Annotated in this window: 19 protein-coding genes; 12 read left to right on the top strand and 7 right to left on the bottom strand. The window is 51.4% G+C overall.

Annotated elements, in window-relative coordinates:
• Positions 1 to 129 precede the first annotated feature (129 nt).
• On the top strand, positions 130 to 570 hold the full coding sequence (locus tag F0P93_RS02890) for a response regulator (RefSeq protein WP_138991940.1): 441 nt from the start codon (positions 130 to 132) through the stop codon (positions 568 to 570).
• Positions 571 to 593: 23 nt separating this feature from the next.
• On the opposite strand, the gene F0P93_RS02895 is transcribed toward F0P93_RS02890, so the two are convergent.
• Both F0P93_RS02895 and F0P93_RS02900 read right to left on the bottom strand, forming a co-directional pair.
• Positions 594 to 1,595 (bottom strand): hypothetical protein, encoded by a 1,002-nt coding sequence (locus F0P93_RS02895; RefSeq protein ID WP_150874855.1) that lies wholly within the window; start codon positions 1,593 to 1,595, stop codon positions 594 to 596.
• Between the two features lie 73 nt (positions 1,596 to 1,668).
• Positions 1,669 to 3,099, bottom strand: a complete 1,431-nt coding sequence (locus tag F0P93_RS02900) for an aldehyde dehydrogenase family protein (protein WP_150874856.1) — start codon at positions 3,097 to 3,099, stop codon at positions 1,669 to 1,671.
• 73 nt (positions 3,100 to 3,172) lie between these two features.
• Here F0P93_RS02900 and F0P93_RS02905 point away from each other — a divergent pair, with 73 nt between their 5' ends.
• Both F0P93_RS02905 and F0P93_RS02910 read left to right on the top strand, forming a co-directional pair.
• Positions 3,173 to 4,273 (top strand): helix-turn-helix transcriptional regulator, encoded by a 1,101-nt coding sequence (locus F0P93_RS02905; RefSeq protein ID WP_150874857.1) that lies wholly within the window; start codon positions 3,173 to 3,175, stop codon positions 4,271 to 4,273.
• 515 nt (positions 4,274 to 4,788) lie between these two features.
• Complete coding sequence (locus F0P93_RS02910; RefSeq protein WP_150874858.1) at positions 4,789 to 6,048, top strand: hypothetical protein; 1,260 nt, start codon at positions 4,789 to 4,791, stop codon at positions 6,046 to 6,048.
• Between the two features lie 9 nt (positions 6,049 to 6,057).
• Here the strand turns inward: F0P93_RS02910 and F0P93_RS02915 are convergent, their stop codons facing one another.
• Positions 6,058 to 6,837 (bottom strand): hypothetical protein, encoded by a 780-nt coding sequence (locus tag F0P93_RS02915; protein ID WP_150874859.1) that lies wholly within the window; start codon positions 6,835 to 6,837, stop codon positions 6,058 to 6,060.
• Positions 6,838 to 6,881: 44 nt separating this feature from the next.
• The gene (locus F0P93_RS02920) at positions 6,882 to 7,934 is read right to left on the bottom strand and encodes an AMP-binding protein (RefSeq protein ID WP_150874860.1); all 1,053 of its coding nucleotides are present in this window, start codon (positions 7,932 to 7,934) and stop codon (positions 6,882 to 6,884) included.
• A 175-nt stretch (positions 7,935 to 8,109) separates the two neighbouring features.
• Here F0P93_RS02920 and F0P93_RS02925 point away from each other — a divergent pair, with 175 nt between their 5' ends.
• The 3 genes from F0P93_RS02925 (at position 8,110) to F0P93_RS02935 (ending at position 10,576) form a co-directional block, all read left to right on the top strand.
• Positions 8,110 to 8,568 (top strand): DUF2452 domain-containing protein, encoded by a 459-nt coding sequence (locus F0P93_RS02925; protein ID WP_150874861.1) that lies wholly within the window; start codon positions 8,110 to 8,112, stop codon positions 8,566 to 8,568.
• Between the two features lie 157 nt (positions 8,569 to 8,725).
• Entirely contained in the window at positions 8,726 to 9,550 is an 825-nt protein-coding gene (menB, locus tag F0P93_RS02930) for a 1,4-dihydroxy-2-naphthoyl-CoA synthase (protein WP_114409310.1), read from the top strand.
• A 9-nt stretch (positions 9,551 to 9,559) separates the two neighbouring features.
• Positions 9,560 to 10,576 (top strand): GntR family transcriptional regulator, encoded by a 1,017-nt coding sequence (locus F0P93_RS02935; RefSeq protein WP_114409311.1) that lies wholly within the window; start codon positions 9,560 to 9,562, stop codon positions 10,574 to 10,576.
• On the opposite strand, the gene F0P93_RS02940 is transcribed toward F0P93_RS02935, so the two are convergent.
• Positions 10,549 to 11,445 (bottom strand): N-acetylmuramoyl-L-alanine amidase-like domain-containing protein, encoded by an 897-nt coding sequence (locus F0P93_RS02940; RefSeq protein ID WP_150874862.1) that lies wholly within the window; start codon positions 11,443 to 11,445, stop codon positions 10,549 to 10,551. The two genes, F0P93_RS02935 and F0P93_RS02940, sit on opposite strands and share 28 nt — an antisense overlap.
• 95 nt (positions 11,446 to 11,540) lie before the next feature.
• Positions 11,541 to 13,286, bottom strand: a complete 1,746-nt coding sequence (locus F0P93_RS02945) for an alpha-amylase family glycosyl hydrolase (protein WP_374756766.1) — start codon at positions 13,284 to 13,286, stop codon at positions 11,541 to 11,543.
• Between the two features lie 267 nt (positions 13,287 to 13,553).
• Between F0P93_RS02945 and F0P93_RS02950 the strand changes: the two genes are divergently transcribed.
• From F0P93_RS02950 to F0P93_RS02975, 6 genes are all read left to right on the top strand, one after another.
• Positions 13,554 to 15,431 (top strand): glycoside hydrolase family 13 protein, encoded by a 1,878-nt coding sequence (locus F0P93_RS02950; RefSeq protein ID WP_150874864.1) that lies wholly within the window; start codon positions 13,554 to 13,556, stop codon positions 15,429 to 15,431.
• Positions 15,432 to 15,521: 90 nt separating this feature from the next.
• Positions 15,522 to 16,187, top strand: coding sequence for a beta-phosphoglucomutase (gene pgmB / locus F0P93_RS02955; protein ID WP_150874865.1), 666 nt, complete (start codon positions 15,522 to 15,524; stop codon positions 16,185 to 16,187).
• Between the two features lie 192 nt (positions 16,188 to 16,379).
• Entirely contained in the window at positions 16,380 to 16,952 is a 573-nt protein-coding gene (locus F0P93_RS02960; RefSeq protein WP_150874866.1) for a DinB family protein, read from the top strand.
• A 116-nt stretch (positions 16,953 to 17,068) separates the two neighbouring features.
• Positions 17,069 to 19,399, top strand: a complete 2,331-nt coding sequence (locus F0P93_RS02965; protein WP_150874867.1) for a glycoside hydrolase family 65 protein — start codon at positions 17,069 to 17,071, stop codon at positions 19,397 to 19,399.
• Between the two features lie 118 nt (positions 19,400 to 19,517).
• On the top strand, positions 19,518 to 20,570 hold the full coding sequence (locus tag F0P93_RS02970) for a hypothetical protein (RefSeq protein ID WP_150874868.1): 1,053 nt from the start codon (positions 19,518 to 19,520) through the stop codon (positions 20,568 to 20,570).
• A complete protein-coding gene (locus tag F0P93_RS02975; protein WP_150874869.1) occupies positions 20,533 to 22,986 on the top strand; it encodes a hypothetical protein in 2,454 nt (817 codons plus the stop codon). The genes F0P93_RS02970 and F0P93_RS02975 overlap by 38 nt, the downstream gene beginning before the upstream one ends.
• A 1-nt stretch (position 22,987) precedes the next feature.
• Here the strand turns inward: F0P93_RS02975 and F0P93_RS02980 are convergent, their stop codons facing one another.
• Positions 22,988 to 23,767 (bottom strand): hypothetical protein, encoded by a 780-nt coding sequence (locus F0P93_RS02980; RefSeq protein WP_150874870.1) that lies wholly within the window; start codon positions 23,765 to 23,767, stop codon positions 22,988 to 22,990.
• Between the last annotated feature and the right edge of the window lies 1 nt (position 23,768).

The following is a 23,768-nucleotide window of genomic DNA, read 5'->3' on the forward strand; positions in this document are numbered from 1 at the left end:
GTAAGGTACACAAAAGCGCTAAACAATCGAACTGGGGCGAAATATGATTTGCGAGTTGGCAATAAACCGGAAAACTGCTACCTTCAATCTCTCATTTCGGGCCATCAGCCGGTGGCTATCCAATTCTTTATGTTGCCCAACCGACCTTTTACCATATTAGTTGCCGAAGACGATGAAGAAGATCGGCTATTGCTGGATGAAGCGTTTATGCAAAATGGGTTGTTCGACTGCGGACGGTTTGTCGAAGATGGGGATCAGGTCATCGACTACCTGATGAACTGCATTGGCCCGGAGGCCGTCAACCCGCTTCCGTCACTGGTGATTATGGACATCAATATGCCCCTCCGGAATGGATTGGAGACCCTTCAGGCCATTCGGTCCGACCACCAGTTAAAAAATATTCCCGTGCTGATTCTGACTTCATCGCGGCAGGAAGTGGAAAAAGCGTACCGGTTGGGGGCTAATTCTTACCTCGTCAAACCCATCCAGTTTACGGAGTTGATTCAGATGATTAGTGACGTCACGACATATTGGCGGGACACGGTCAACCTACCCTACAACGAATATTGACGCGTATTGTATACGTCCCGGACTTACTTCACCATGTGATAGAGAACGGAAGCCCGAAAACGCAATTCCCTGAACGTCTTGTTTGCCAACAAACCACCTCCAGTATAGTACCGGTGGATAATGTTTTTGCTATTGCCCTGAAAGTGCAGCGTGTGTAAAACGATTTCTTTCTTCAGCAACACGTTGTAGGCAACAGGATGTCCATTCTTAATTACGATTTTCTTCCGCCCCAATCCGAATTCGTATTCATCCAGATCGTAATTGGTCGCCATCGAAATGTTGTGATCGAAAGCCGACCCGTTCTGGCAAGCCGACAGATTCCGGATTTTCGCATTTTCCTCCTCGTAAAAAATATACAAAGCCGTCATGTCCGAAATACCGGCCCGGTCATTTTTGATGATCTTCTCTGCCCGGATCTGATCCATGAACGTCATGAACCGGGGTTCGGTGTAGAGATTGCTCATCAGGTTGCAAAACTGGCTGATTCCTTCCCAGGTCCAGTACGATGAATGGCCCGAAGCTGACCGAACCCACTGATAATCAACACCGATATTGTAGGCTGCCTGGTATTTTGTCAATCCGGCCTGGTTTACATAGTGGGTAATGTCCGAATAAATCATCACATCCGAGTCGGCCACAAAAACCTGACGATAGCCTTCGCGTCGCATTAGTTCTTTCACCAGATACCAGCGTACAAAGCAGAACAGCTCGTAGTCGTAATGATTGGGAGACTGGTGCTGATACACGCTTTTAAACCAGTCGGTTTCCGGATTTAGTAAGTCGCTGACATTGTGATGGATAAGAAACGGAAACCGGTTATTCTCTACATCGCCCAGAAGATGAATCGGGCTGTCGGGATTGGAATGAGCAGCTTGGCGAAGGGTGTATTCCAGATAAAAACTGTAGCGCTGATGTACGAAGATGATCGGGATTCCCGATCGTCCTCCCGACTTTTTGTTTTGTTCCTGTGTAGTACCGGGAACCGTTTCTTTCAAGTCGATAGAGGTGGGAGACGTATTTATCATACAGAAACTGTTGAGTAAAAACTGGTACTAATATAGTAATCTTATTGATTGACCCAATACGGATTCGATCCGTTTAAAAGTATTTCAAAATTATTTTGATGATTCGTTTAACTCTGTCTGAATAAGGCGGATAAAGTAACTTTAAGTTTCCAAATTGACGCTTTACCACACCGCGGGCATTGGAAAATTCCTGAAAACCATAAAAACCGTTCGATTTTCCAATCCCACTTTGATTAATTCCGCCCACCGGTAGTTCAGCATGGGCAAAATGAATCATCGTGTCATTCAGGACGGTATTCCCGGCCGTCGTCCGGTTCAGCCAGAATTGACGGTTCGATTCTTTCCCGCTAAAAACATACAAAGCAAGCGGTTTGGGCCGACCGGCCAGAAAACGAACCACTTCTTCGCGGGTGTCGTATGGAATTACCGGCAAAAGAGGGCCGAAAATCTCTTCCTGCATTATGGCCATTTTTACCGTCACATTTTCGAGCAGCGTGGGCTCCATAAACCGGTCATCGGCATCCGTTTGCCCACCAATCGACACAGTGGCTCCTTTCTGTATGGCATCGTCCAACCAGAATTTGAGCCGCTGAAAATGCCGGTCGTTGATGATCCGGGCGTAACTTTCCGAACGCTGAACTCCTTTTCCCTCTGGGTCATACATGGCCCGAATCGCTTCACGAACCTCCCGAATAAACCGGTCTTTTTCCGACCGCTGAATCAGGATGAAATCCGGAGCCACGCAGGTCTGCCCGTTGTTGATCCATTTTCCCCAGGCAATCTGCCGGGCTGCGGTTCGGATATCGGCGGTTTCGTCGATAATTCCGGGCGATTTGCCACCCAGTTCAAGGGTCACCGACGTCAGATTTCGGGCCGCTGCCGTCATCACCACTTTCCCCACTTCCGAGCTACCCGTAAAGAAAATGTGGTCGAAGGGTAATTCCAATAAGTATTGAGCCAACGTAGCATCGCCCTCCAAAACCGCCACTTCTTCCTGCGAAAATAGCTCTTCGACCAGCGTTCGGAGGAAAGCAGAAGCTCCGGGGGAGTGCTCCGACGGTTTGATGAACGCCGTGTTCCCGGCAGCAATCGCCGAAATAAGCGGTTTCAAGGTCAAGTAGATGGGGTAATTCCAGGGCGAAATAATCAGCGTTACACCTTTGGGCTCATAGTGGATAAAACTAGTGGTTCCCAGCAGGCCCAGCGGAGTGGGCACCGGATGGGATTTCATCCACCTTTTCAGATGCCGGATGGCCACATTTAGCTCGTTGATCGTTCCATACACCTCCGTCAGATCGGTTTCGGCTGCCGGTTTTCGAAAATCTGCATAGAGTGCCTTTGCTAAACCCGTCCGGTTCGCCAGCAGATATGCTTGCATCTTTTTCAGTTTGGCAATTCGTTCCTCCGCCGTGGATTCCTTTAGAAAAGCGGCCTGCCGACGCTGTGCATCGAACAAATCCCGGATCTGTGTACTATTTTCGCGATTAAAAGCAGGCCCAATCATTGCATGATTACGTTTTCATGAAAAAACAGGTAATAATACAGAAATACTAATATTTTTGTCAAAACACTGCCCGATGAGTATTGTCAGCAACAACATCAAATACCTCCGTCGGCTCAATGGGTTGACTCAGGAACAGTTTGCCCGGCGGATTGGCATCAAACGCTCCCTGCTGGGGGCCTACGAAGAAGCCCGGGCCAACCCCAATCTGGACAATCTGATGTCGATTGCCCGCGCATTCAGCACCACGGTCGATAATCTTTTGAAGAGTGATTTGCGGAAAATCCGTGAAACACCCGATCTGGCGCTGCCACTCGACCGGCCGTCGTCAGGGTCGCAGCCTCCTACCGTTTTTCCGGCTTCGCCCCTGCCGAAAGACATTACCGAAACTGAAAATACGGCAACAGCTCCCAAGGCATTGTCGTCCGTTCTTGAAAAATACTACCAGCAACCGGCCACCAAGCCGCCAATAAACTTTCAAAAACCGGTCGATACGTACCCGACCGCCCAGCCGCAGATCAAGCTGGTCTCGCAACGGATTGTTCCACGACCCGTTTCACGTCGCGAAGGATTTTCTCCCTATTCTTTGTCCGGTAATCAACCATCGCCACAACCTTTATCCTTCAATAATAGTTACGATAATACGAGATCGGTAACCAGCCCGGCCGCCGAACACCGCAGTAGTGCCGAGACGTATTCGACCAGTACAATTGCTTACGTTCGAAAACGTCAGTTCAGTGATTACATGCAGCGGTATCAGCAACCCGATTTTCTAAACCGGTTGGCGATTTTACAGTTACCTTTGCTCCCGCCCGACACCTATCGGGCTTTTGAAGCGGGGGAAGAATTTGCCTATCCTGGCGCAGTACTCATTGGCAAGTACATTCGGAACTGGTATGACATTGCCGACAACAAGCTGCATGTCTTGCTGATCCAGAACCAGGGCATCGTGTGCCGTCGGGTTTTCAATCAGGTCAAACTGAAAGGAACGCTGCTGTTGTCATCTGATCAGCCTTCCATCAGCAGCCGGGAAGTTTCCATTCGCGACGTGCTCGAAGTATGGGAAATCTCTGCTTTTATCAGTCAGCAAATGCCCGAAGTCAGCCCTTCTCTGGATGGCATTCGAACCCTGGTTGAAGATTTGCAGTATGAGCTGGATCGCATTCAGAAAAAATAATGCCTAGTGTCATCATCCGAATGTACAGTTCGCTTATAAAAGTATATTGAAAACGTTACCGACTTACTAGTGTGAACACTTTGTTAATCAATCAGTCGACGACAAAAAACGCTATCCTTATCCGTACACTAAATTGGATGTCTGGGCTGGTGAGCGTCGGGGCTGTCATATTTTTTATCTATTATATCACCATTTATTCCGTCAACTTTCCTTTTCAGGATGATAATACTTTTCTTCAGTTAATTACTGAATTAAGAAAAGGATTAAGCTGGCCAGAAACGATTTCTACTTTTTTTCGGGCCGATAATGACCACCGTATTTTCGTCCCCCGGCTTGTTTCCTACATCGATTACCTTTTTAACGGCCATTTAAATTTCAGAAGTTATATTTTTATTGCCGCGATCAATTTAATTTTAGTAGCAGGTTACATCTATGTCCTGTTTCGGCAGTTAAAACTTCCTCTGGCTTATTTTCTTCCCATTCCACTGCTGATCTTCCAGCCTCAATACCACGAAGTGACGATCTGGGCATTAACCGGTCTGCAGCACATCACCCTCCTGCTTCTGCTTTGCGCCTGCCTGATTCTGCTCCAGGAACCGTCACCGGTCCGGGTAGCTTCAGCCGTTTTCCTGGCACTTTTGGCCACCTACACCCACGGTAATGGTATTCTGGTTTTTGCTACCGGTTTTTTCATTCTCTTAATTAACCGCTATTACACGTTTTTGCTTCCCTGGACTCTGGCCATGATGGTCGCGCTCGCCGGTTATTTGGCGGGCTATACACCCGGCAGTGGGGTCAAAAGCAGCATCAACTGGCCGCTTATTCCCGCTTCTTTTGTGGCTAAAATCGGAGCAAACCTATCGGTCTGGCCTTTTTTATCCATCGGAGCCCCGATCGTTTGGGGAACACTCATCTGTATTCTGGTCATCCCCTACATGCTGAATGCGGTTTACAAATCTTTTCAAAAAAATACAATTAAACCGCCAATTACCCATACAATATTTGCTTTTTTTTGCTTTATATTTTTAACAACGGGATTGATTACGGTTTTTCGGGCGTCCTCCGAGATTGTGTTGGAAAACCGCTTTAAAATTTATGCCGCCCTAAGCTCCGTTTTCTTTTATTTATTTTTACTCAATACATTCCCTAAACTACGCCGGGTTGTTTATTTCTCCTTTGTCATTTTTGCCCTGCTTTTTTACGTTAACTCCTATTTTTTTTACACGCCTGAAGTAGCGAATAAATACACCCGCTACGTTGCCGACACCTATAACTGGCGGAAGAATCAAACCGAGTTGTGCAATTTCAGCTCCATCGAAAGCAGCATTGAATTTCTGGTACCCGCCTATCAGCAGGGTTTCTGGCAAGTCCCGGAACGGTTCGCCGGTTTTGACGAACAGCTGAAAGCTACTCTGCAGCAAAATCGTTTCAAACCCCTTGTTTTCCAGACGAAGAAGTACCTTCACGAAGAAAACGGTCCACCGCAGTTGCTGATTGAAACGCTGGAATTTCCGCTCCGCCGTCGGCAGTTGCGCGACGAATTGTTTGTGGTGCTGTACGATGAAACCGCCCGGCGAACGTATCTCGCCGGAACGCTGCCCAAAATGGCGGGCTGGCGTCGGTTGCTCACCGAAGGGGTTTATTTTGGGAACGGTTTTTCGACCACGGTGCCTTTAAAAGCCACGCAACCGGGGCACTATCGCCTGGGGTGTTTGCTAAAAGAAGCCGACGGAAAATCGGAGCTCATCATGACGCAGCAAACCGTGACGCTATGAACCAGCCGGTTACGGTTGACTCAGCCGAACCAGTAATTTGCGAAGCTTGCCAACCGCTCCTTCATCGCCGATGATGGCCGTACTGGTTTCATACCATTCCGGCGTTCCCAGATTCAGATACCGACCGGGTTTGCGCGGAGCATCGAGCAGGGCTTCCTCGCTGTTGTAATCCACCGCGAAAAAAACCTCCATCAGCGCCTTCAGTTCTTTCCACGGCAGGGTTTTGGTTTGGGTCTGGTTCGCGCGCCGGGTTTCCAGACGCACTTCCCGTCCGGCAAACGATGCGGTCAGGTGCGCTTCCGTCCGGCTGCCCGACTCGATTTCCAGATAAGTCGCTTCAAACGGTTTTTCTTTCCCCGAAACTTCGTACACGGCCTGAATCAATTCCTGGCTCAAAAACTGCCATTCGGAACGATGAGAAGGCGTTCCGGACTGGCTGCCCTGCGCATGGGTGTCGATGGTGACCAGAAAGTAGTCCTGATTATCACTTAACTTTTCTTCGTCAAACGCTTTGAGTTGGACTTTTCGAGCCAGATCGCCAACGGTTTGCTCCCATACGGCTGACAGATGCCCCGACCATTGGTAGTCATCCGTGGTGGTGAAGCCTTCGCCGGTAATTTCTTCCTCGTCCAGTTCTTCCCGATCGGTGTAGGTCATCGTCAGGTTGATCGACAAACGGCCGTCGCTGGTCGGATGCAGTAGGATGGTAAAAAAATGGGCGTATGGTGGTGGAACTACCAGAGCGGTTTGGTACCGGATTTCGATCATTTTAAAGCGCTGCTCAATCATGTTGCAAGAATAGGGATTAAAGACCGGAGAAAAAAGACGCCCGGCTACTGGTATGCCGAAACAATCGCTTTTCGGTCGATCTTCCCGGTGGGTGTTTCGGAAAAAACCGGCACCTGCACGGTTTTCCGGGGAACGGCATATGGTCCCATGGAAAGCTGTACGGCTTCTTTAATAACCGCATGACGGCTTTCCGGCCATTCTTTTCCTTCCAGAAACAATACCACCTGCTGCCCCAATCGCTCGTCCGGCACACCCGCGACAAAAAACCGGGCAGCCATGCCTTCCTTCGCCAGTAGTTCGGCAATCACCTCCTCCACCCTTTCCGGCTGAATTTTCACCCCCCCGCTGTTGATGATCGAGTCGGCACGGCCTAAAAGGCGAAAATGAAAAGAATCAATCAGGTCGACCACATCATTGGTTTGAATCGTTGCAAAGTCAGAAGCTGCGGCTTTGATAAAAAGGCAATTGCGCGCATCGACCCCGATTTCAACGCCTTTCAGTGCCTGAAATACATCCGTTCGATTCGGACCATTGATGCGCCGGACCGCAACGTGGGAGACGGTTTCGGTCATCCCATAGGTACTAAAAACCGGAGCCGAGACAGTTTGCAACCGGTCTTCCAACGTTCGATCCACGGCGGCTCCCCCCACCAGAATTGCCTTCATGCGGTTCAGAATAGGCAACGAATGCCCCGGATGGTCGAGCATCGCGTGCATCTGTAAAGGAACAAAAGCCGCAAAATTAACCGGTTCGGTTTCCGGATTGAGGGCTAGCAACGGATTGGACGACGGTTCAACGACGTTTATCACCAACCCGAGTTCAAGCCCCCGGACCAGCATCATGACCCCGGCGATGTAATCCACATTCAGGCAAGCCAGCGCGTGATCGCCCGGCACCAGACCGAAGGTATGGCCCGTCAGGAGCGCACTGGCTTTCATTTGGCGTCGACTCAGGGTGATCGGTTTCGGCGTTCCGGTCGATCCGGAAGTACGGAGCGTGAATTCCGACTGGCCGGAAAGCCAGGCCCGGCAAAACGCAATGGCCTTCGCTTCGTATTCCGTTTGGGGTATCGGTAAATTACCGGGTGCTATTCGCATGGAGAGTACGGTATGAATCGTAAAAATAAGCTACTTTTGCCCCGATTTTTGTTCCTGACAAAACTCTGAAGGCCCGCATCGGTTTTCAAGTTTATCGTTTCTGGTTTATCGTTACGGATCATGAGCACGCTTTCCGAAACAATGAGCCGTAAACTTAAAACTGACCCACTTTACTATGGCGAACGAAGCGTTTGTAAATCCGATTTCAGTCGATAAAGTTACGGATAAACCCGGATTGCTCGAATATGCCCACTCGGTCGGTGGTGCATTGATCAAACCGGAAGATAAAGGAAAAATGAAAGGCCGGGCGGTGACGGCCATGCGTGAACAAACGGATTTGCAACTGTCGCAGTTATACCGGCAGATGCAGTTGCTGGCAGAACAGGCGACGGCTATCCGTAACCGCGTGGAAGTGTCGGAACGGATTTACGGTGCCCAAATGGGTTTTGAACCCATTGTCGGACACACGTATTATTTCTACGAGAAAAAAGACGGGACCGATGTATTGTCCATGATCGCACCGAATGAGTGGGGACGGACGTATCCGTTTCGCCGGTGTGTTGCTACGGTTCGCATGATGGCCGACCACACCTGGGACGTGGTTTACCACGATAGTGAGTTTACAGAAGAATAAATCAGATGGTTAACTATGGTTTTATGGTTAAATGGTTTTGATGGTTAAAATGGTTAAATGGCTAGTTGGTTGTCATTCAGCCCTTTAACCATAAAACCATAATTAACCATCCATCCATAGTTAACCATTTAACCACAAAACTTTAACGTGTAAATCAATGCAAAGCAAATATCCTTGGGAAACCATTAAAGAATACCGCGAGATTCTGTTTCAGTATTACGAAGGAGTTGCCAAAATCAGCATCAATCGACCCGAGAAGCACAATGCCTTTACGCCGTTGACGGTCAGGGAAATGAGTGAAGCCATGGAACTCGCCCGCCAGGACGAGCGCGTGGGTGTTGTGATTCTGACAGGTGAAGGCGGCAAAGCGTTTTGCAGTGGCGGTGATCAGTCCGTCCGGGGCCATGGCGGTTATGTGGGTGAAGACAGCGTTCCGCGCTTGAATGTGCTCGATTTCCAGATGCAGATCCGGCGGATTCCAAAACCGGTGATTGCGATGGTGGCCGGCTGGGCCATCGGCGGTGGTCACGTCCTGCACGTGGTTTCCGACCTGACGATTGCGGCCGAAAACGCCCGCTTCGGCCAGACCGGCCCGAAAGTCGGGAGTTTCGACGGCGGTTTTGGAGCCTCATATCTGGCCCGGATTGTCGGACAGAAAAAAGCCCGCGAAATCTGGTATTTGTGTGACCAGTACGACGCCCAGGAAGCCCTGCAAATGGGGCTGGTCAACAAAGTGGTTCCGCTGGAACAACTCGAAGAAACCACCCTGGAATGGTGCCGTAAAATGCTCGAAAAAAGTCCGATTGCGCTGCGGATGCTGAAGGCATCGTTCAATGCCGAACTGGATGGTCAGGCCGGCATTCAGCAACTGGCGGGTGATGCCACCCTGTTGTATTATTTGTCGGATGAAGCGAAAGAAGGCAAAGATTCGTTTCTGGAGAAACGCAAACCGGATTTCAGTAAATTTCCAAAATTCCCTTAAACCCTGTCCATGATTGATCTTCATATCGAATCTCAGTCGAGCGTTCCGAAATACCGTCAGATCGTCAACGCGGTGATTAATGGCATTGAAATTGGCACCCTGAAACGGGACCAGCAATTGCCGTCGATCAATGAACTGAGTGAAGAATATTACCTGGCCCGCGATACGGTCGAGAAAGCCTACAACTTCCTGAAAAAAGAAGGGGTGATTCAGGCGGTTCAGGGCAAAGGATTTTTTATCCGGCGCGATGGTCCAGGCCAGTTGCGGGTTCTGTTTCTAATCAACAAGTTTAGCGCCTACAAAAAAATCATTTATTATTCGCTGGTGAATGCCCTGGGCCACAACGCCGTGGTCGACCTGCGCATTCACCACCACAGCGCACAGCGGTTCAAAAAATTGTTGGAAGAAAATCTGGGGCAATACCACTATTACGTGGTGATGCCGCATTTTTACGAGGAAACCGAACAGGTGAACGTCGTCAAGTTGCTGGAGCAGATTCCGGCCAACGAACTGATCATTCTGGATCGGGAGATTTCGGAATTACACGGCAACTATTCGGCGATTTACCAGCAGTTTGACCGCGATATTTATGAAGCCCTAGAATCGGGCCTGGACGTGCTGGAAAAGTACAAAAAACTAACACTGGTTTTCCCGAAAGAAGTCTATTATCCCCGGGAAATCGTACGCGGTTTTCGCAATTTCTGCGTGCATTACCATAAAGAGTTCGAGCTGCTCGACACGCTGACGGGGCGCGAATTGCAAACCGGTACGGCATATATTGTGCTGGAAGATGGCGACCTCGTCGAACTAGTTCGGCAGGTCAAACAGCGGGGCCTGAAGCTGGGGCAGGACATCGGGGTGCTGGCCTTTAACGAAACGCCCCTGAAAGAAGTCCTGGCCGACGGCATTGCGGTGATCTCTACCGATCACGAAAAAATGGGCGAAACCGCGGCCCGGCTAATTCTGGAAAAACGACACGAAAAAGTAAAAAACCCCTTTCAGTTGATTCGGCGGGCGTCTTTGTAAGAGAGGTTTTGCGGACTGTTTTCTTTCAAACGCGCCACCCGAATTCCCGAAAATTGCCGGTTCCATAACACGTAATCGGCCAGCGGTTCTTCCGAAATCATCACTTCACCATAATGCGACGACGCATGCAGCAAATGAGCCCTTTTCTCCCCGTTGGGGCCATTTTGCCAGACCACAAAGCCGACGTGCTTCATATCCAGGCCGGGCCGGGAAGCCGTCAGCATGATGATGTCGCCTTCTTTCAGGCTGCTTTCGATCTCTTTGATGCGTTTTTTGGGAATAAACCAGAAGCTCTGCTGGCTGATGGCTGACTCTACCAGCGCGATCTGCTGGCGGTTTCTCGGGTCCGAAAGCTGCGGGTATTTCCAGGTGCTTTTGGTCATATACGAGACCGGTTTTGACACCTGCATACCGCCGATTTTTCGCGTCACATCCTGTACAATCCCCTTTTGCTCGTTATCGACCAGCCATTCCGAAAAGTAATGCAGACGACTGGCAAACCCGTCGATGGTGCCGTTGCGATACCGCAGTCTGGTCAGGTTCTTGCGAAAAAGCCGGTCGAACTGAACGGAATCCTGCTCGTTGAGCAACTGATGACGGGCCAGCGAAAGCGCGAGGGTGGTTTCCAGAAACGTGGTGCAATCGAACGCCCGAAAATTGACCACCAACTGTTCGGTTTCATTGCCGTCGAGCGTATGGGCCACATACGGCCGTCCCTGAAACGATTTACTGATGGCAATTGCCGTTTCGGCCGGGGAGATTCCGGGCGCAACGGCCACCTGCCGGAGTGGCGAAGTTGGCACGGTTTCCTGGGCAATCGAACGGGTAAAAGGCACTAACGCAAGCAGAACGGTAAACAGTTTCTTCATCAAGTACGGTGGTTAAGAAAACGCAGGATTGGAAAAGCAAGACCGGTTTTCCGTGAAAATAGAAAAAATCGGGTCATGATGCCAATGCACCCTTTTTATTTGATTTCCAAAACCAGCACGCTCAACGGTGGCAATTCGACCGGAACTCCGGAAGTCGCGGCTGATTTCAATTTGGTCTTTGTTCGAAAAATATCGCTAAACGAATACGTTTTGGCCTCGTCCAGCTTCATCGTTTTCCAGGCTTCTACCGGAATGCGCACCGTCGTTTTAGCGGTTTTCTGTTTGTCGAAATTGCAGACAATCAGCAGTTTCTGTTTGGCCGAGTGCCGCAGGTAACTATACAGCCGGTGCTGGTCGTAGCCGGGGCTTTTGCCGGTGTTGTTTGCGTATTGCAAGTCGTAAAAAGCACCCGTCCGGATGGCGTCGCTGATGTTGACCAACTGGTTCAACTGCTGGTAAAATTTGCGCAGATTTTTCTGGTCGTCCGTGAGCTTGCCACCATCGAACTTCGCGGGTTTGCCAACGCTGCCATTGGTCCAGGCCTGAAATTCCGGAACGCCCCAGTAATCAAAAATGGTCGTCCGGCCATCCTCCCCCTGAAACCCTTCGGCCTGCGTCGGATTGACGCCCAGTTCCTGCCCGAAATAGATCATCAGCGGGCCGGTGTGCAAGGTCGCCGAAAGCGTCATGGCCGGAACCGCCGTCCAGGGGTCACCGGCAAAAAACCGGGAGGCCACGCGCTGTTCGTCGTGGTTTTCCAGAAACCGCAGCATGTGATTGGCATAATCGCCCGACTCCTGTTGCCACACCCGCGTAATGTCTTCCGTCGTGCCGTGTCCTTCCATCAACCGCCGAACGGCATCATACAGGCCAACCTTGTCGTAGAGGTAATCGAATTTGCCGGTAAAAATATAGTTGCGGTATTGCTGCGGGTTGTAGATTTCGGCGATAAAAATCACGTCGGGAAAAGCCGCTTTGATCTGCGAAATGGCCCAGCCCCAGAATTCGACCGGCACCATTTCGGCCATATCACAACGAAAACCGTCGACGCCTTTGGCCGCCCAGAACAGGAGAATGTCCTTCATTTTCACCCAGGTCGACGGAACCGGATCGAAGTGCGTCTGGCGGTTGTTGAGGTAATCGACTCCGTAGTTCAGTTTGATCGTTTCATACCAGTCATTGAGGTCGGGCCGGGCTTTAAACACGTCATTGCCCGTCGCCTTGGCCGGTTGCTCAACGTAATTCGCCACCGGTTCTTCCGGCGTAACAACGCCCTGCGGAACCTGGAACGATTGACCGGGCAAATAATAGAAATTGTTTTTCGGATCGAAGGGTTTGCTGGTGTCATCGCCTTCTCCCATGTCCTGCACGCCCGCCGGTTTGGCGTCGGAATGATACTCCCGGGCCACGTGATTGGGAATAAAATCGATCAGCACTTTCAGATCGTTGGTGTGCGACCGTTTCAGTAAATCCTCGAATTCCTTCATCCGGTTCGGCACATCGACCGCTAGATCCGGGTTCACGTCGTAATAATCTTTGATGGCATAGGGCGAACCCGCCCGGCCTTTCACCACCTGCGGATTGTCTTTCCTGATCCCGAATGCCGAGTAATCCGTCATCAGCGCATGTTCGATAATACCGGTGTACCAGACGTGTGAAACCCCAAACTTCTTCAGTTCCTGCAAGGCTTTGGCAGTGATGTCATTGAATTTGCCAACTCCATTTTCATCCCGGCTTCCCCAGGGTTTATTGGTCGTATTTTGATTACCGAAAAGACGCGTAAAGATTTGGTAAACAACAAGTTTGTCTGATTTTTCTTCGATGGGCACAGCTGTATTCATGTTCGACAGTAAGGGTTCAACGGAATAAGCCGCCAGGGTATGCAGGATACCGGAAGCCACCAGTCCACCGGCAAAAGCCCGGCGGTTTATTTTTATGGAATCTGGAGCGGATGAATTCGTCTTCATGTCCAAGATACAAATTTAGCACGGTCTGCCCGACCCGGCCGACCAGTTTCAGCGTCAAATTTCAAAATTGCTGGCAATATGAAAACAAATCCTTTATTTTACCATATTTAAAATCGCGTTTCCATCTCTCCGCTAACCGTTATGAATCGTTCGATTACCCTCCTGCTTCTGGTCATCCAGCTTGTCTTGTGCCGGGCCCTGGCGCAGTCCGCTGCCATCCAACGCATCGACCCAACCAACTGGTGGGTCGGCATGAAAAACCCCAACCTCCAGCTCCTGGTCTACGGCCCCAAAGCCGGATCGATGACGTACACGATCAACTACCCAGGCGTCAAACTGGTAAAAACACAAAAGGCCGAAAACCCCGATTTTGTTTTTCTGGATTTGCTTATTTCCACAACGGCCCAACCGGGCATCTTTCGGATTGTAGGAAAAACCGGCTCCGAAACCGTCAGCCGAGCCTATGAATTAAAGCCTCGAACAACCGGGCCGAAAGGGCAGGGCGTTTCGGCGGCCGACTTTATTTACCTGATCATGCCCGACCGTTTTGCCAATGGCGACCCAGCCAACGATGCGTTTTCGGATCTGCTCGACACCAAAGCCGATCGATCAGTTCCGCATCTGCGGCACGGCGGGGACTTGCAGGGCATCACTAACCACCTCGATTATTTGCAGGAACTGGGTGTCACGGCCCTGTGGATGACGCCGGTTTTGGTGAACGACGAAACCTTGAAACAGGAAGCTCCCGACCGGATGCAGGCGGGGTACCATGGCTATCATTTTACGGACCACTACCAGATCGACAAGCGGTTTGGCGGCACGGAGGGCTACCGAAAATTGGGCCAGGCACTCCACCAGCGCGGCATGAAACTGGTGCAGGATGCGGTCTATAACCACGTGAGCGACGACCACTGGCTTTATAAAAATCAGCCGTTCAAAGACTGGTTCAACCAATGGTCGGCCTACACCGGCAGTTCGCACAAAGAACAGGCCTTGTACGACCCCTATTCCGCGGCATCCGACCGAAAAGTGTTGCTGGATGGCTGGTTTACACCTTTTCTGCCTGATCTGAACCTGAGAAATCCTTTTTTGGCAACCTATCTGATTCAGCACGCGATCTGGTGCACGGAGCTTTTTTCACTGGATGCGTGGCGCGTCGACACCTATAAATACAACGATTTGAACTTCCTGAACCGCTGTAATCAGGCCCTTTTAAGTGAGTATCCCAAACTTCATATTTTCGGAGAAGCCTGGGTAGGAAACCCGGTGGCGCAGGCCTTTTTTGTCAAGAACCGGATCGATCAGCCCTTCAAATCCAACCAGCCGGGCGGTCTGGATTTTGTGCTCTATGATGCTTTGAATGCAGCTTTGAAAGAGACTTTCGGCTGGGATTCGGGCGTCAACCGGGTTCATCAGGCGTTGGCGACGGATGCGGTTTATGCGGATCCGCAAAAGCTGGTTACGTTTCTGGACAACCACGACACCGACCGCTACCTGTCGGTGATTGGCGACGATTACGCCAAATACAAGATGGGCGTCACCTGGCTCCTGACGACGCGCGGCATCCCGTCCTGGTATTACGGAACGGAAGTGCTGATGAAGAACACCAAAAACCCGTCGGATGCGGAGGTACGCCGGGATTTTCCGGGCGGTTTTCCCGGTGATCCGGCGAATAAGTTTACCGATGCCGGGCGAAGCGAAAAAGAAAAAGACGCCTTCAATTTTGTCAAAAAACTGGCGAATTACCGAAAAAATACGCCGACTTTGCAGTCGGGGAAACTCATGCAGTTTATTCCCCAAAACGGCACCTACGTCTATTTTCGCTATGATTCGTCCAAAACCGTGCTGGTGGCCACCAATTCGACGGAGCAGGAAATCAGTCTGGAAACCGGCCGGTTTGCCGAACGCATGGCGGGTTTCACCAAAGCCCGAAATGTGCTGACCGACGAGGTAATCAACAGCTTGATTACCCTGAAATTACCGGCCAAAACTGCGGTGGTGCTCGAACTCACTCTCTGATCTGGCTTGGATGAAAACGGGCGAACGCTGACGGATAAGTCCATTTTTATCGCTTTATTGCAGTACACAACCTGCATAATCAATCAGCCAATGCCCATAAAAGCCTTACTTTTTGACCTGGATGGCGTTATTGTCGACACCGCCATTTACCATTATCAAGCCTGGCGACGGATGGCCAACTCGTTGGGTTTCGATATTACGGAAGAATTCAATGAGCAACTGAAAGGCATCAGCCGAACCGAATCCCTGGAAATTATTCTGGCTCACGGTGGCCTGACGGTTTCGGAAGATCATAAACTGGCGCTGGCTACGCAGAAAAACGAGTGGTATTTGGAACTGGTTTCACAGATGACCCCCGCAGCAATTCTGCCCGGCGTTACGGATTTTTTTGTGGCCGTTAAAACCGCCCACCTGAAAACCGCCATTGGTTCGGTGAGTAAAAATGCGCGCCTGATTCTGGAACGCATCGGCATGATCGACGATTTCGATTCCATCATCGATGGCACCAAAATCAGCCGGGGCAAACCCGATCCGGAGGTTTTTCTGAAAGGAGCCGCCGAACTACACGTCCGGCCCGACGAATGCGTGGTTTTTGAAGATGCCGTTGCGGGTGTCGAGGCCGCCAAACGGGGCGGGATGCTGGCCGTTGGCATTGGCTTGCCGTCGGTCTTGACCCAAGCCGATCTGGTGGTTCCGTCGCTGGCGAAATTGACGCTGGAGGAGGTTTTCACCCTGTCAGCGGTCGAAAGACCCTGACAGCGGTGAAGACCTCCTCCAGAGCCGTCGCATGATCGACAACCCTAACAGCGGTCGAAACCCAATCAGCGGTCGAACGGTGGCTCAACCGATCATATCATGCCAGCAGCGGCTATCCTTTTCATTAAATCAAAACCGCTGTCAGGGTCTACCGATCATGCGATGACCCGGCGCTAACCGGGTTAGAAAAATATGCAAAAAATAGAAACCGCGCACCAACTCCAGCAGCGGATCAAAACGGTTCTGGAAACCGTTGAGCGGGAATTGCGTCCGCTGTCCGATGAGCAACTTAATTGGAAACCCGATACTAAACGCTGGAGCATCACGCAGTGTCTGCAACACCTCAACCTGGCCGAACGGTTTTACATTCGAAACCTCCAGAAAAAAGTGGATGACCTGGGCTTCATTCAGACCAGCCCGATCGATCAACCCTTAAAAAGCACGCTGGTCGGCCGAATGCTGCGCAAAGCCATCGACCCGAATACAAAAATGAAACTGCCGACGGTTTCGTTCATGACGCCCCGCAACGATCTGGACGCCCGCGATGTGATGAAGCAGTTTGTGGAATTGCAGCAACTGTTGCACGAATTGCTCGATAAGGCCCCGTACATCGACTGGAACGAGGAAAAAATGATGACCCTCTTTGGCAACTGGCTTAAAATCAACGTCGGCGATGCGTTTCAAATGCTGGTGGCCCACACCGAGCGTCACCTCAACCAGGCGCTGCGGGTCAAGCAGGAAGCCGCTGGTTTTCTGGCGAAATAAGTATATTTACGCCCAGCCCTCGATCAAAAAACCATAAGTATTTACCAATCAATTTATTAACAGCGCACCCTATCACATAGTGTTTTCCATCTCGCTAAAAATAACCTTAACCCGGAATGAAACAGTACTTAAAGCACGACCCCTGGCTGATTGTTGAAGAGGATTTCCACCGTTCCTACAATGAAATTACGGAGAGTGTCATGAGCCTCGGTAACGGGCGCATGGGACAACGGGGTAATTTTGAAGAGAATTTTTCGGGTAAAACCTTGCAGGGTAACTACGTCGCCGGGGTCTATTACCCCGACAAAACTCGGGTTGGCTGGTGGAAAAACGGGTATCCCGAGTACTTCGCCAAAGTGCTGAACGCGGCCAACTGGATCGGTATTTCCATCAACATCGAATACGAAACGCTGGATCTAAACACCTGCGAAGTCCGCGATTTCCGGCGGGTGCTGAACATGCAGGAAGGGTATCTGGAACGGTCGTTTGTGGCGTTGTTGAAAAGTGGAAAAGAACTTCAGGTGAATGCGAAGCGGTTTTGCTCCATCGTCGACGACGAAGCCGGGGTGATCCGGTATAGCCTGACGCCGTTGAATTTCGACGCCAAAATTACCATCGAACCGTACATTGACGGCAACATCCGCAACCGCGACTCCAACTACGACGAAACGTTCTGGGATGAAGTGCGGAAAGAAACCGGGTACGGGGAAGCCTACATCGAGCTACGGACCCGAAAAACCGGCTTTCACGTTTGCACGGGCATGGCCATCGAAATTGAGCAGGACAACGCCCGGATCGATTTTCAATCCCAGCCCATCCGGCAGGAAAAATACGTCGCCAACCGCCTGACGCTGGATTGCCGGAAAGGACAGGAAACGGCGATTTATAAATACGCCGTGAACCTGTCGTCGCTCAATTACGACAGCGATTCAGTCGTTTCGGAAGCCCGAAAATACCTGCAGCGGATTACCGGAAAAGGTTTTGACCGGATGCTGATCGAACAACAGCAGGCCTGGGCTGACAAATGGAAGATGAACGACATTACCATCGAAGGCGATGTTGCGGCTCAACAGGGCATCCGGTTTTCGATTTTTCAATTGAACCAGACCTATACCGGCGAAGACGAACGGCTGAACATTGGCCCGAAAGGCTTTACTGGGGAGAAATACGGCGGCTCGACCTATTGGGACACCGAAGCGTATTGCCTGCCTTTTTACCTCGCCACGGCCGATCAGAAAGTCAGCCGAAACCTGTTGCTGTATCGGTACAAGCACCTTGAAAAAGCCATCGAAAACGCCCAAAAACTGGGTTTCAAAGCCGGGGCAGCCCTCTACCCGATGGTGACAATGAACGGCGAGGAGTGCCACAATGAGTGGGAAATTACGTTCGAGGAAATCCACCGCAACGGCGCCATTGCCTACGCCATCTACGATTACGTCCGGTATACGGGCGATTCGGAGTATTTGACAGACTATGGCCTGGAAGTGCTGATTGCGATCAGCCGGTTCTGGAGCCAGCGCGTCAACTGGTCGGAGGCCAAACAACAGTATGTGATGCTGGGCGTGACCGGGCCGAACGAATACGAAAATAACGTCAACAACAACTGGTACACGAGTTACCTGGCCGCCTGGACATTACGCTATACCGTCGAAACCGTTGGTCGGGTGAAGCAGCTCAATCCGGAGAAATTCAACGAGTTGTGCGACCGGATTCATTTCCGGGAGGAAAAGGAAGTAGCCACCGCCCTGCACATCGCGGAGAATATACACCTACCTTACGACCATAACCGGCAGGTTTTTCTGCAACAGGAATCGTTTCTGGACAAAGAACTGATGCCGGTGAGCGAGATTCCAAAAGGGCAACGCCCCTTGAACCAGCACTGGTCGTGGGACCGGATTCTGCGCTCCTGTTTCATCAAACAAGCCGACGTGCTGCAGGGCATGTATTTTTTTGAAGACGACTTCGACCGGGAAACGTTACGCCGGAATTTCGATTTCTACGAGCCGATGACCGTTCACGAATCATCACTCTCGCCCTGCGTCCACTCGGTGCTGGCGTCGCAACTGGGCATGAAGGAAAAGGCGTATGAGATGTACCTGCGCACCGCCCGGTTGGACCTCGACGACTACAACAACGACACCGAAGACGGCTGCCACATCACCTCGATGGCTGGCACCTGGCTAGCGGTGGTGAAAGGGTTCGGCGGTTTCCGGATCAAGGATGAGCAGGTTGTTTTAGAGCCGCATTGCCCAGACAACTGGGCGTCGCTGGCATTCAAAGTCCGGTTTCGGGGGGCCTTGCTGGAAATTAAAGTGACACAGACCGATGCAAGTGTGCAGAACTTTTCGGAAAAACCCGCTGAGATTCTGCTCTTCGGAAAACTGCTGACGCTGGAAGGGAAAAGCCAGAAAACCGTGCAGCGTCCGACTGAGTCTGACGCGATTTAAAACTCCGGCTGGTTCCTGCGCATGAACCAGCCGGAGTTCTTTTTTTTGTAGAATGCCATTTTCCGAATGGTAGCAAGGGCAGCACCTAACGGGGAATTTTGAAGAAGTAGTCCACCCCATGAACAAAACCCGTTGCCGTTTCAAGCTACCCAGTGGGCTGGCCCTACTTTCCATAACGGGTTTCCTGATAACCCTTTCCTGCCAGACGCCCGATTCGAAACAACTCACTCCGGCTTTTTATTTCTGGCAAACCACCTACAGCCCTTCCCCTACCGAACGTCGGTTGCTCGATCAGCTTCAAATCCGGAAGCTTTACCTCCGGTATTTCGACGTGGACTGGGACCCGGCCACCCAATCGGCGGTTCCGAAAGCGGTCGTCCGGTTTGCCCAAAAGCCTGCCGGACTGACCATCGTTCCGGTGGTATTTATCACGAACCAGACACTTCTTCGCTGCCCTGTGTCGGCCATTTCGGGGCTGGCCGAAAATCTATTTCGAAAAATTACGCAGATCTCCCGGCAGAATGGCATTTACAGTCCGGAAATCCAGTTGGATTGCGACTGGAGCGCGGGAAGCCGGGAGCGATATTTTCACCTGCTCCGGGAGCTTAAGAACCGCTTCAAGGGTCCGGTTTCGGCCACCATCCGGCTCCACCAGATCAAGTATCCGGAACAAACCGGGTTGCCACCCGTCGACCGGGGCATGTTGATGTTTTATAACATGGCCGACTGGAAACGCGCTGAAACCCGCAATTCGATTTATGATCTGGCTGTAGCCCTGCGCTACACCGACTTTCTGGAACGCTATCCCTTGCCGCTGGATGTGGTCCTGCCGTTGTTTCGCTGGACGGTCGTTTACCGGAACAACCGGTTCCTGAGCTTGCTCAACAACCTCGATTCCAAAACGTTGACGACCTGTTCTTTTTTGAAACCGGAGACCGAAAACCGGTTCGTCGCCAACCGCGACACCAGCGCCCTTGGTTTTTCCATCCGCCGGGGCGATGTATTCCGGGCAGAAGCCTGCCAAATCGATGATTTGACGGCGGGGAAGCACCTTTTGCTATCGAAAATTCGAAATCAAAAACTTACATTTGCCCTCTATCATCTCGATTCTACCGTAACCTCCTCCTATACCAATGCGTTTCTTCACTCTCTTGTCCGGTCGTCTCCGTAGCGCCCTGCTGTCGGTTGCCATTCTGATTGGTTTTGCCTGTGGCCCGAGTTCGTACGACATCAACGAGTTTATGAGTTTTTTCATGCCGGAAAGCAGCCAGACCTCCCTCCGTGACCAAATTTACCACTTTACGCCACAACTCTACCGCTACGATGAGTATTTCGATACGGATGAAGACACGGTTGTAACGGACGAGAATGTGCTGGCCTGGAAAGCCTACTGCCGGGGCAAAGCACCTGACACCGAGATTTCTGCCGCTTTGTACAGCCGCGATAACCAGCCGTCGAACGGCCTGGTCCGTTGGGCCGCAGCCGCCAATCCGGCCGCATTGACCTATCTGAAGCTGGCCTGGCAAGCCGAAGCGGCCGCACCCCGTCCAGTCAATGCCTGGGAAGCAGATTCCGTTCGTCAGGACACCTCAGGCTCAGTGTTGCCGACGCTTCTGGCCGAAGCCAGAGCCGGTTTTGAGTCAACGCAGGATCCGTTTTTGAAGGAGCGTTACGCTTTTCAGGCCGTCAAACTGGCGGCTATGTCGAAGAAGTATGCCCTGAGCCGCACGCTTTACGATGAAATGGTTCGCCCGTTGTCCAAAAAAACCTTCCTGAGTGACTGGTCGTTGTGCCGTCACGCGGGGGCGACGATGGCATTGGGTGATACGGCCCTGGCCCTGTATGAATTCGCGCAGGTTTTTGACCGCTGCCCGTCGCGCCGTCGCGAAGCCGAAACCAGTCTGCGGATTTACGGCATTCGGTTTCGGGAAAAAGCCCTTGATTTTTGCAAAAATGACCGCGAAAAAGCCGCCGTCTATGCCATTTGTGCCATTCAGCCGAAACAGGATGCTTTGCCGTTTTTGAAAGAAATGGCGAGCCTGAACCCAAAAAATCCGCTGATTGAATTGGTGATGGCACGGGAGATCAATCGAAATGAATATTTTTTCTTTCAGGATTCGTCACCCATCAGCGTCTATGATGACAAAACGCGGACGGACTCGCTCAACTTTGTGAATCGGAAAAACGAAGCACCCGACTACTTCCAACAGCTTCGGGACTTTGCGCTGCAGTCGGCGGGAAATACAAAGTTGGGCAATCCGGCATTCTGGTACACGGCAACCGCGTACCTGGACTATCTGGCTAAAGCCTATCCTGATGCCAAGACCAACCTCGATCTGGCCACTCAGCAACCGACCACCAACCCGATGTTGAAAAAGCAAATCGTTCTTCAACAGATGCTTTTGCTTACCGCCCAAACAGAAACCCTCAGCCCGGATGTTGAAAACCAGTTGATTGGCTACCTCGAACAGTTTGGCAATTCAACAAGCTTTCACATGACCAATGCGTTTGTTGAAACCTGTAAACAGTTGGCTCAGAAATACGGGTACGGAAAACCGGTTGAAAAAGAATCGGGCGGTTGGCTGGCGGGTTGTTTTCGGTCCAAGTCCGGCCAGTCGGACGCCCCTTCAACCGCCAAAGCGTTTTTACTCACCGCCCTGACGTCGTCGCAACTCAACCGGAATGACCTGTATTTTGACAGCCACTCCGATTTATACGACATTGAAGACACGACCTCATCCGCCACGATTCGGAACGTCGTTCAGTTTGCCACCAACCCAAATCCTACCGGGTTTGACCAACGGCTCTTGAAACTCACCGGATTTACCAACGACGCCCTCTATCTGCTCTTGGGAAGACGGCTTCTGGCCGAAAACCAGTATGCCGAAGCCGCGGAAGCCTACGCGAACGTCTCCCAAAAAACCTGGAAAACCGAGCCTTTTTCGTCCTATTTCAGCGAAAATCCGTTCGTCGTCAATCTTCTCGGTAAGCCGCAAGGAACAAAAACCGCCAACGCTTACACCCCGGTTTCCTTTCTCAAAAAAATGGTTGACCTGGAATCGAAGGCCAAAACCGCATCGGGCGATGAAGCCGCCGACCTGTATTACCAACTGGGCTGCGGAGCGTTCAATCTGAGCTGGTTTGGCAATGCCTGGCTCTTGGTGCGGGCGCGCTGGAGCGGTGCCGAACCGGTTCTATATCAGTATACTTACCGGCAGGTTCAGCAACCTCAACGGGATCGCGGTTTTCGGCTGATTGGCGAGCAGGATTACTATACCAATGCAACTGCTAAGTCTTTTTTCGAGAAAGCAATGGCGGCTGCCAAAAATCCGGAACTGGCTGCCAAAGCCTGCTTTATGGCCGCTCGCTGCGAACAAAATGCGTTTCGCACTCGGCAGGAACTTGAATATGCCAAGCGCAATTACACCATCGATCCCAAACCGTTCGACACCGAAATGAAAACTCTGCGTCGGCAACAGTACAGTGCCTCCCTGACCAGACTGGCCAAAGTCTATGCGCAAACCCGGTTTCACAAAGAGATGATTCGCGAATGTGCGACGTATTCGGATTTCCTGGCCGGGAAATGACTCAGTTTTTCGTAAACCGCTCACCGAAATACAAATTCAGTCCCACGGTCACAAAGCCCCATTTGTCGGGGCTGTTTTTCCCATAGTGGTTTCCTTCCGTAAACGCCGGACCCGTTGTTTGCATCACCTGGTTGTTATCGTCCAGGGTAGCATCCAGTTTGTCAGTACGGACGAGATTGAGCCGGACATCCCCGAAAATACTCATCCGGCGCGACAGGGCGGTTGCGCCCCGCAGCCCCACCAGCCAAACCAGTTCGTGGGTGCGTTTGACCCCGGCTTTTCCGCGCGCTTCAACTCCGTCGCGCGAACGGTGACTGCCCGGGCTGTTGGTTACCCGCTGTACCGCTCCCGTGGTCAGATCCAGGGCTTCTGCCCGGAAAAACACCAGACCTGCACCGCCATAGGGGCGTAGTTCCACCAGCTTCTGCCCCTGCCTGAAGCATTCCAGTATATCCACAGACACGGCACCGGCTGCCTGGATAAACCGTGTTTTGGCACTGGAATGATAATACTCATCCTGTTGGGATTGCAACCTTCCGACATCGAACGGCAATTCGACCGTCACGGTTTTTGTGATCGGTATTAGCAGTGAAGCCCCGGCGAACGGAGTCGATATGGGATCTTTCAGATCTCCATACAATTGATTGAGTCCGGCCCGAACCGCGACGCTTGCGGGTTGTGAAGTTGTTTTAGGCGACGTTGATTTGGGCTGAGCGAATGCCTGTACAATACTCATACCGAGCAGAAACAGACTGAAACCGGGGCGTAGTTTTCTTTTCATC

The sequence above is a fragment of the Larkinella humicola genome (assembly GCF_008727875.1).
Taxonomy (GTDB): Bacteria; Bacteroidota; Bacteroidia; order Cytophagales; family Spirosomataceae; genus Larkinella; species Larkinella humicola.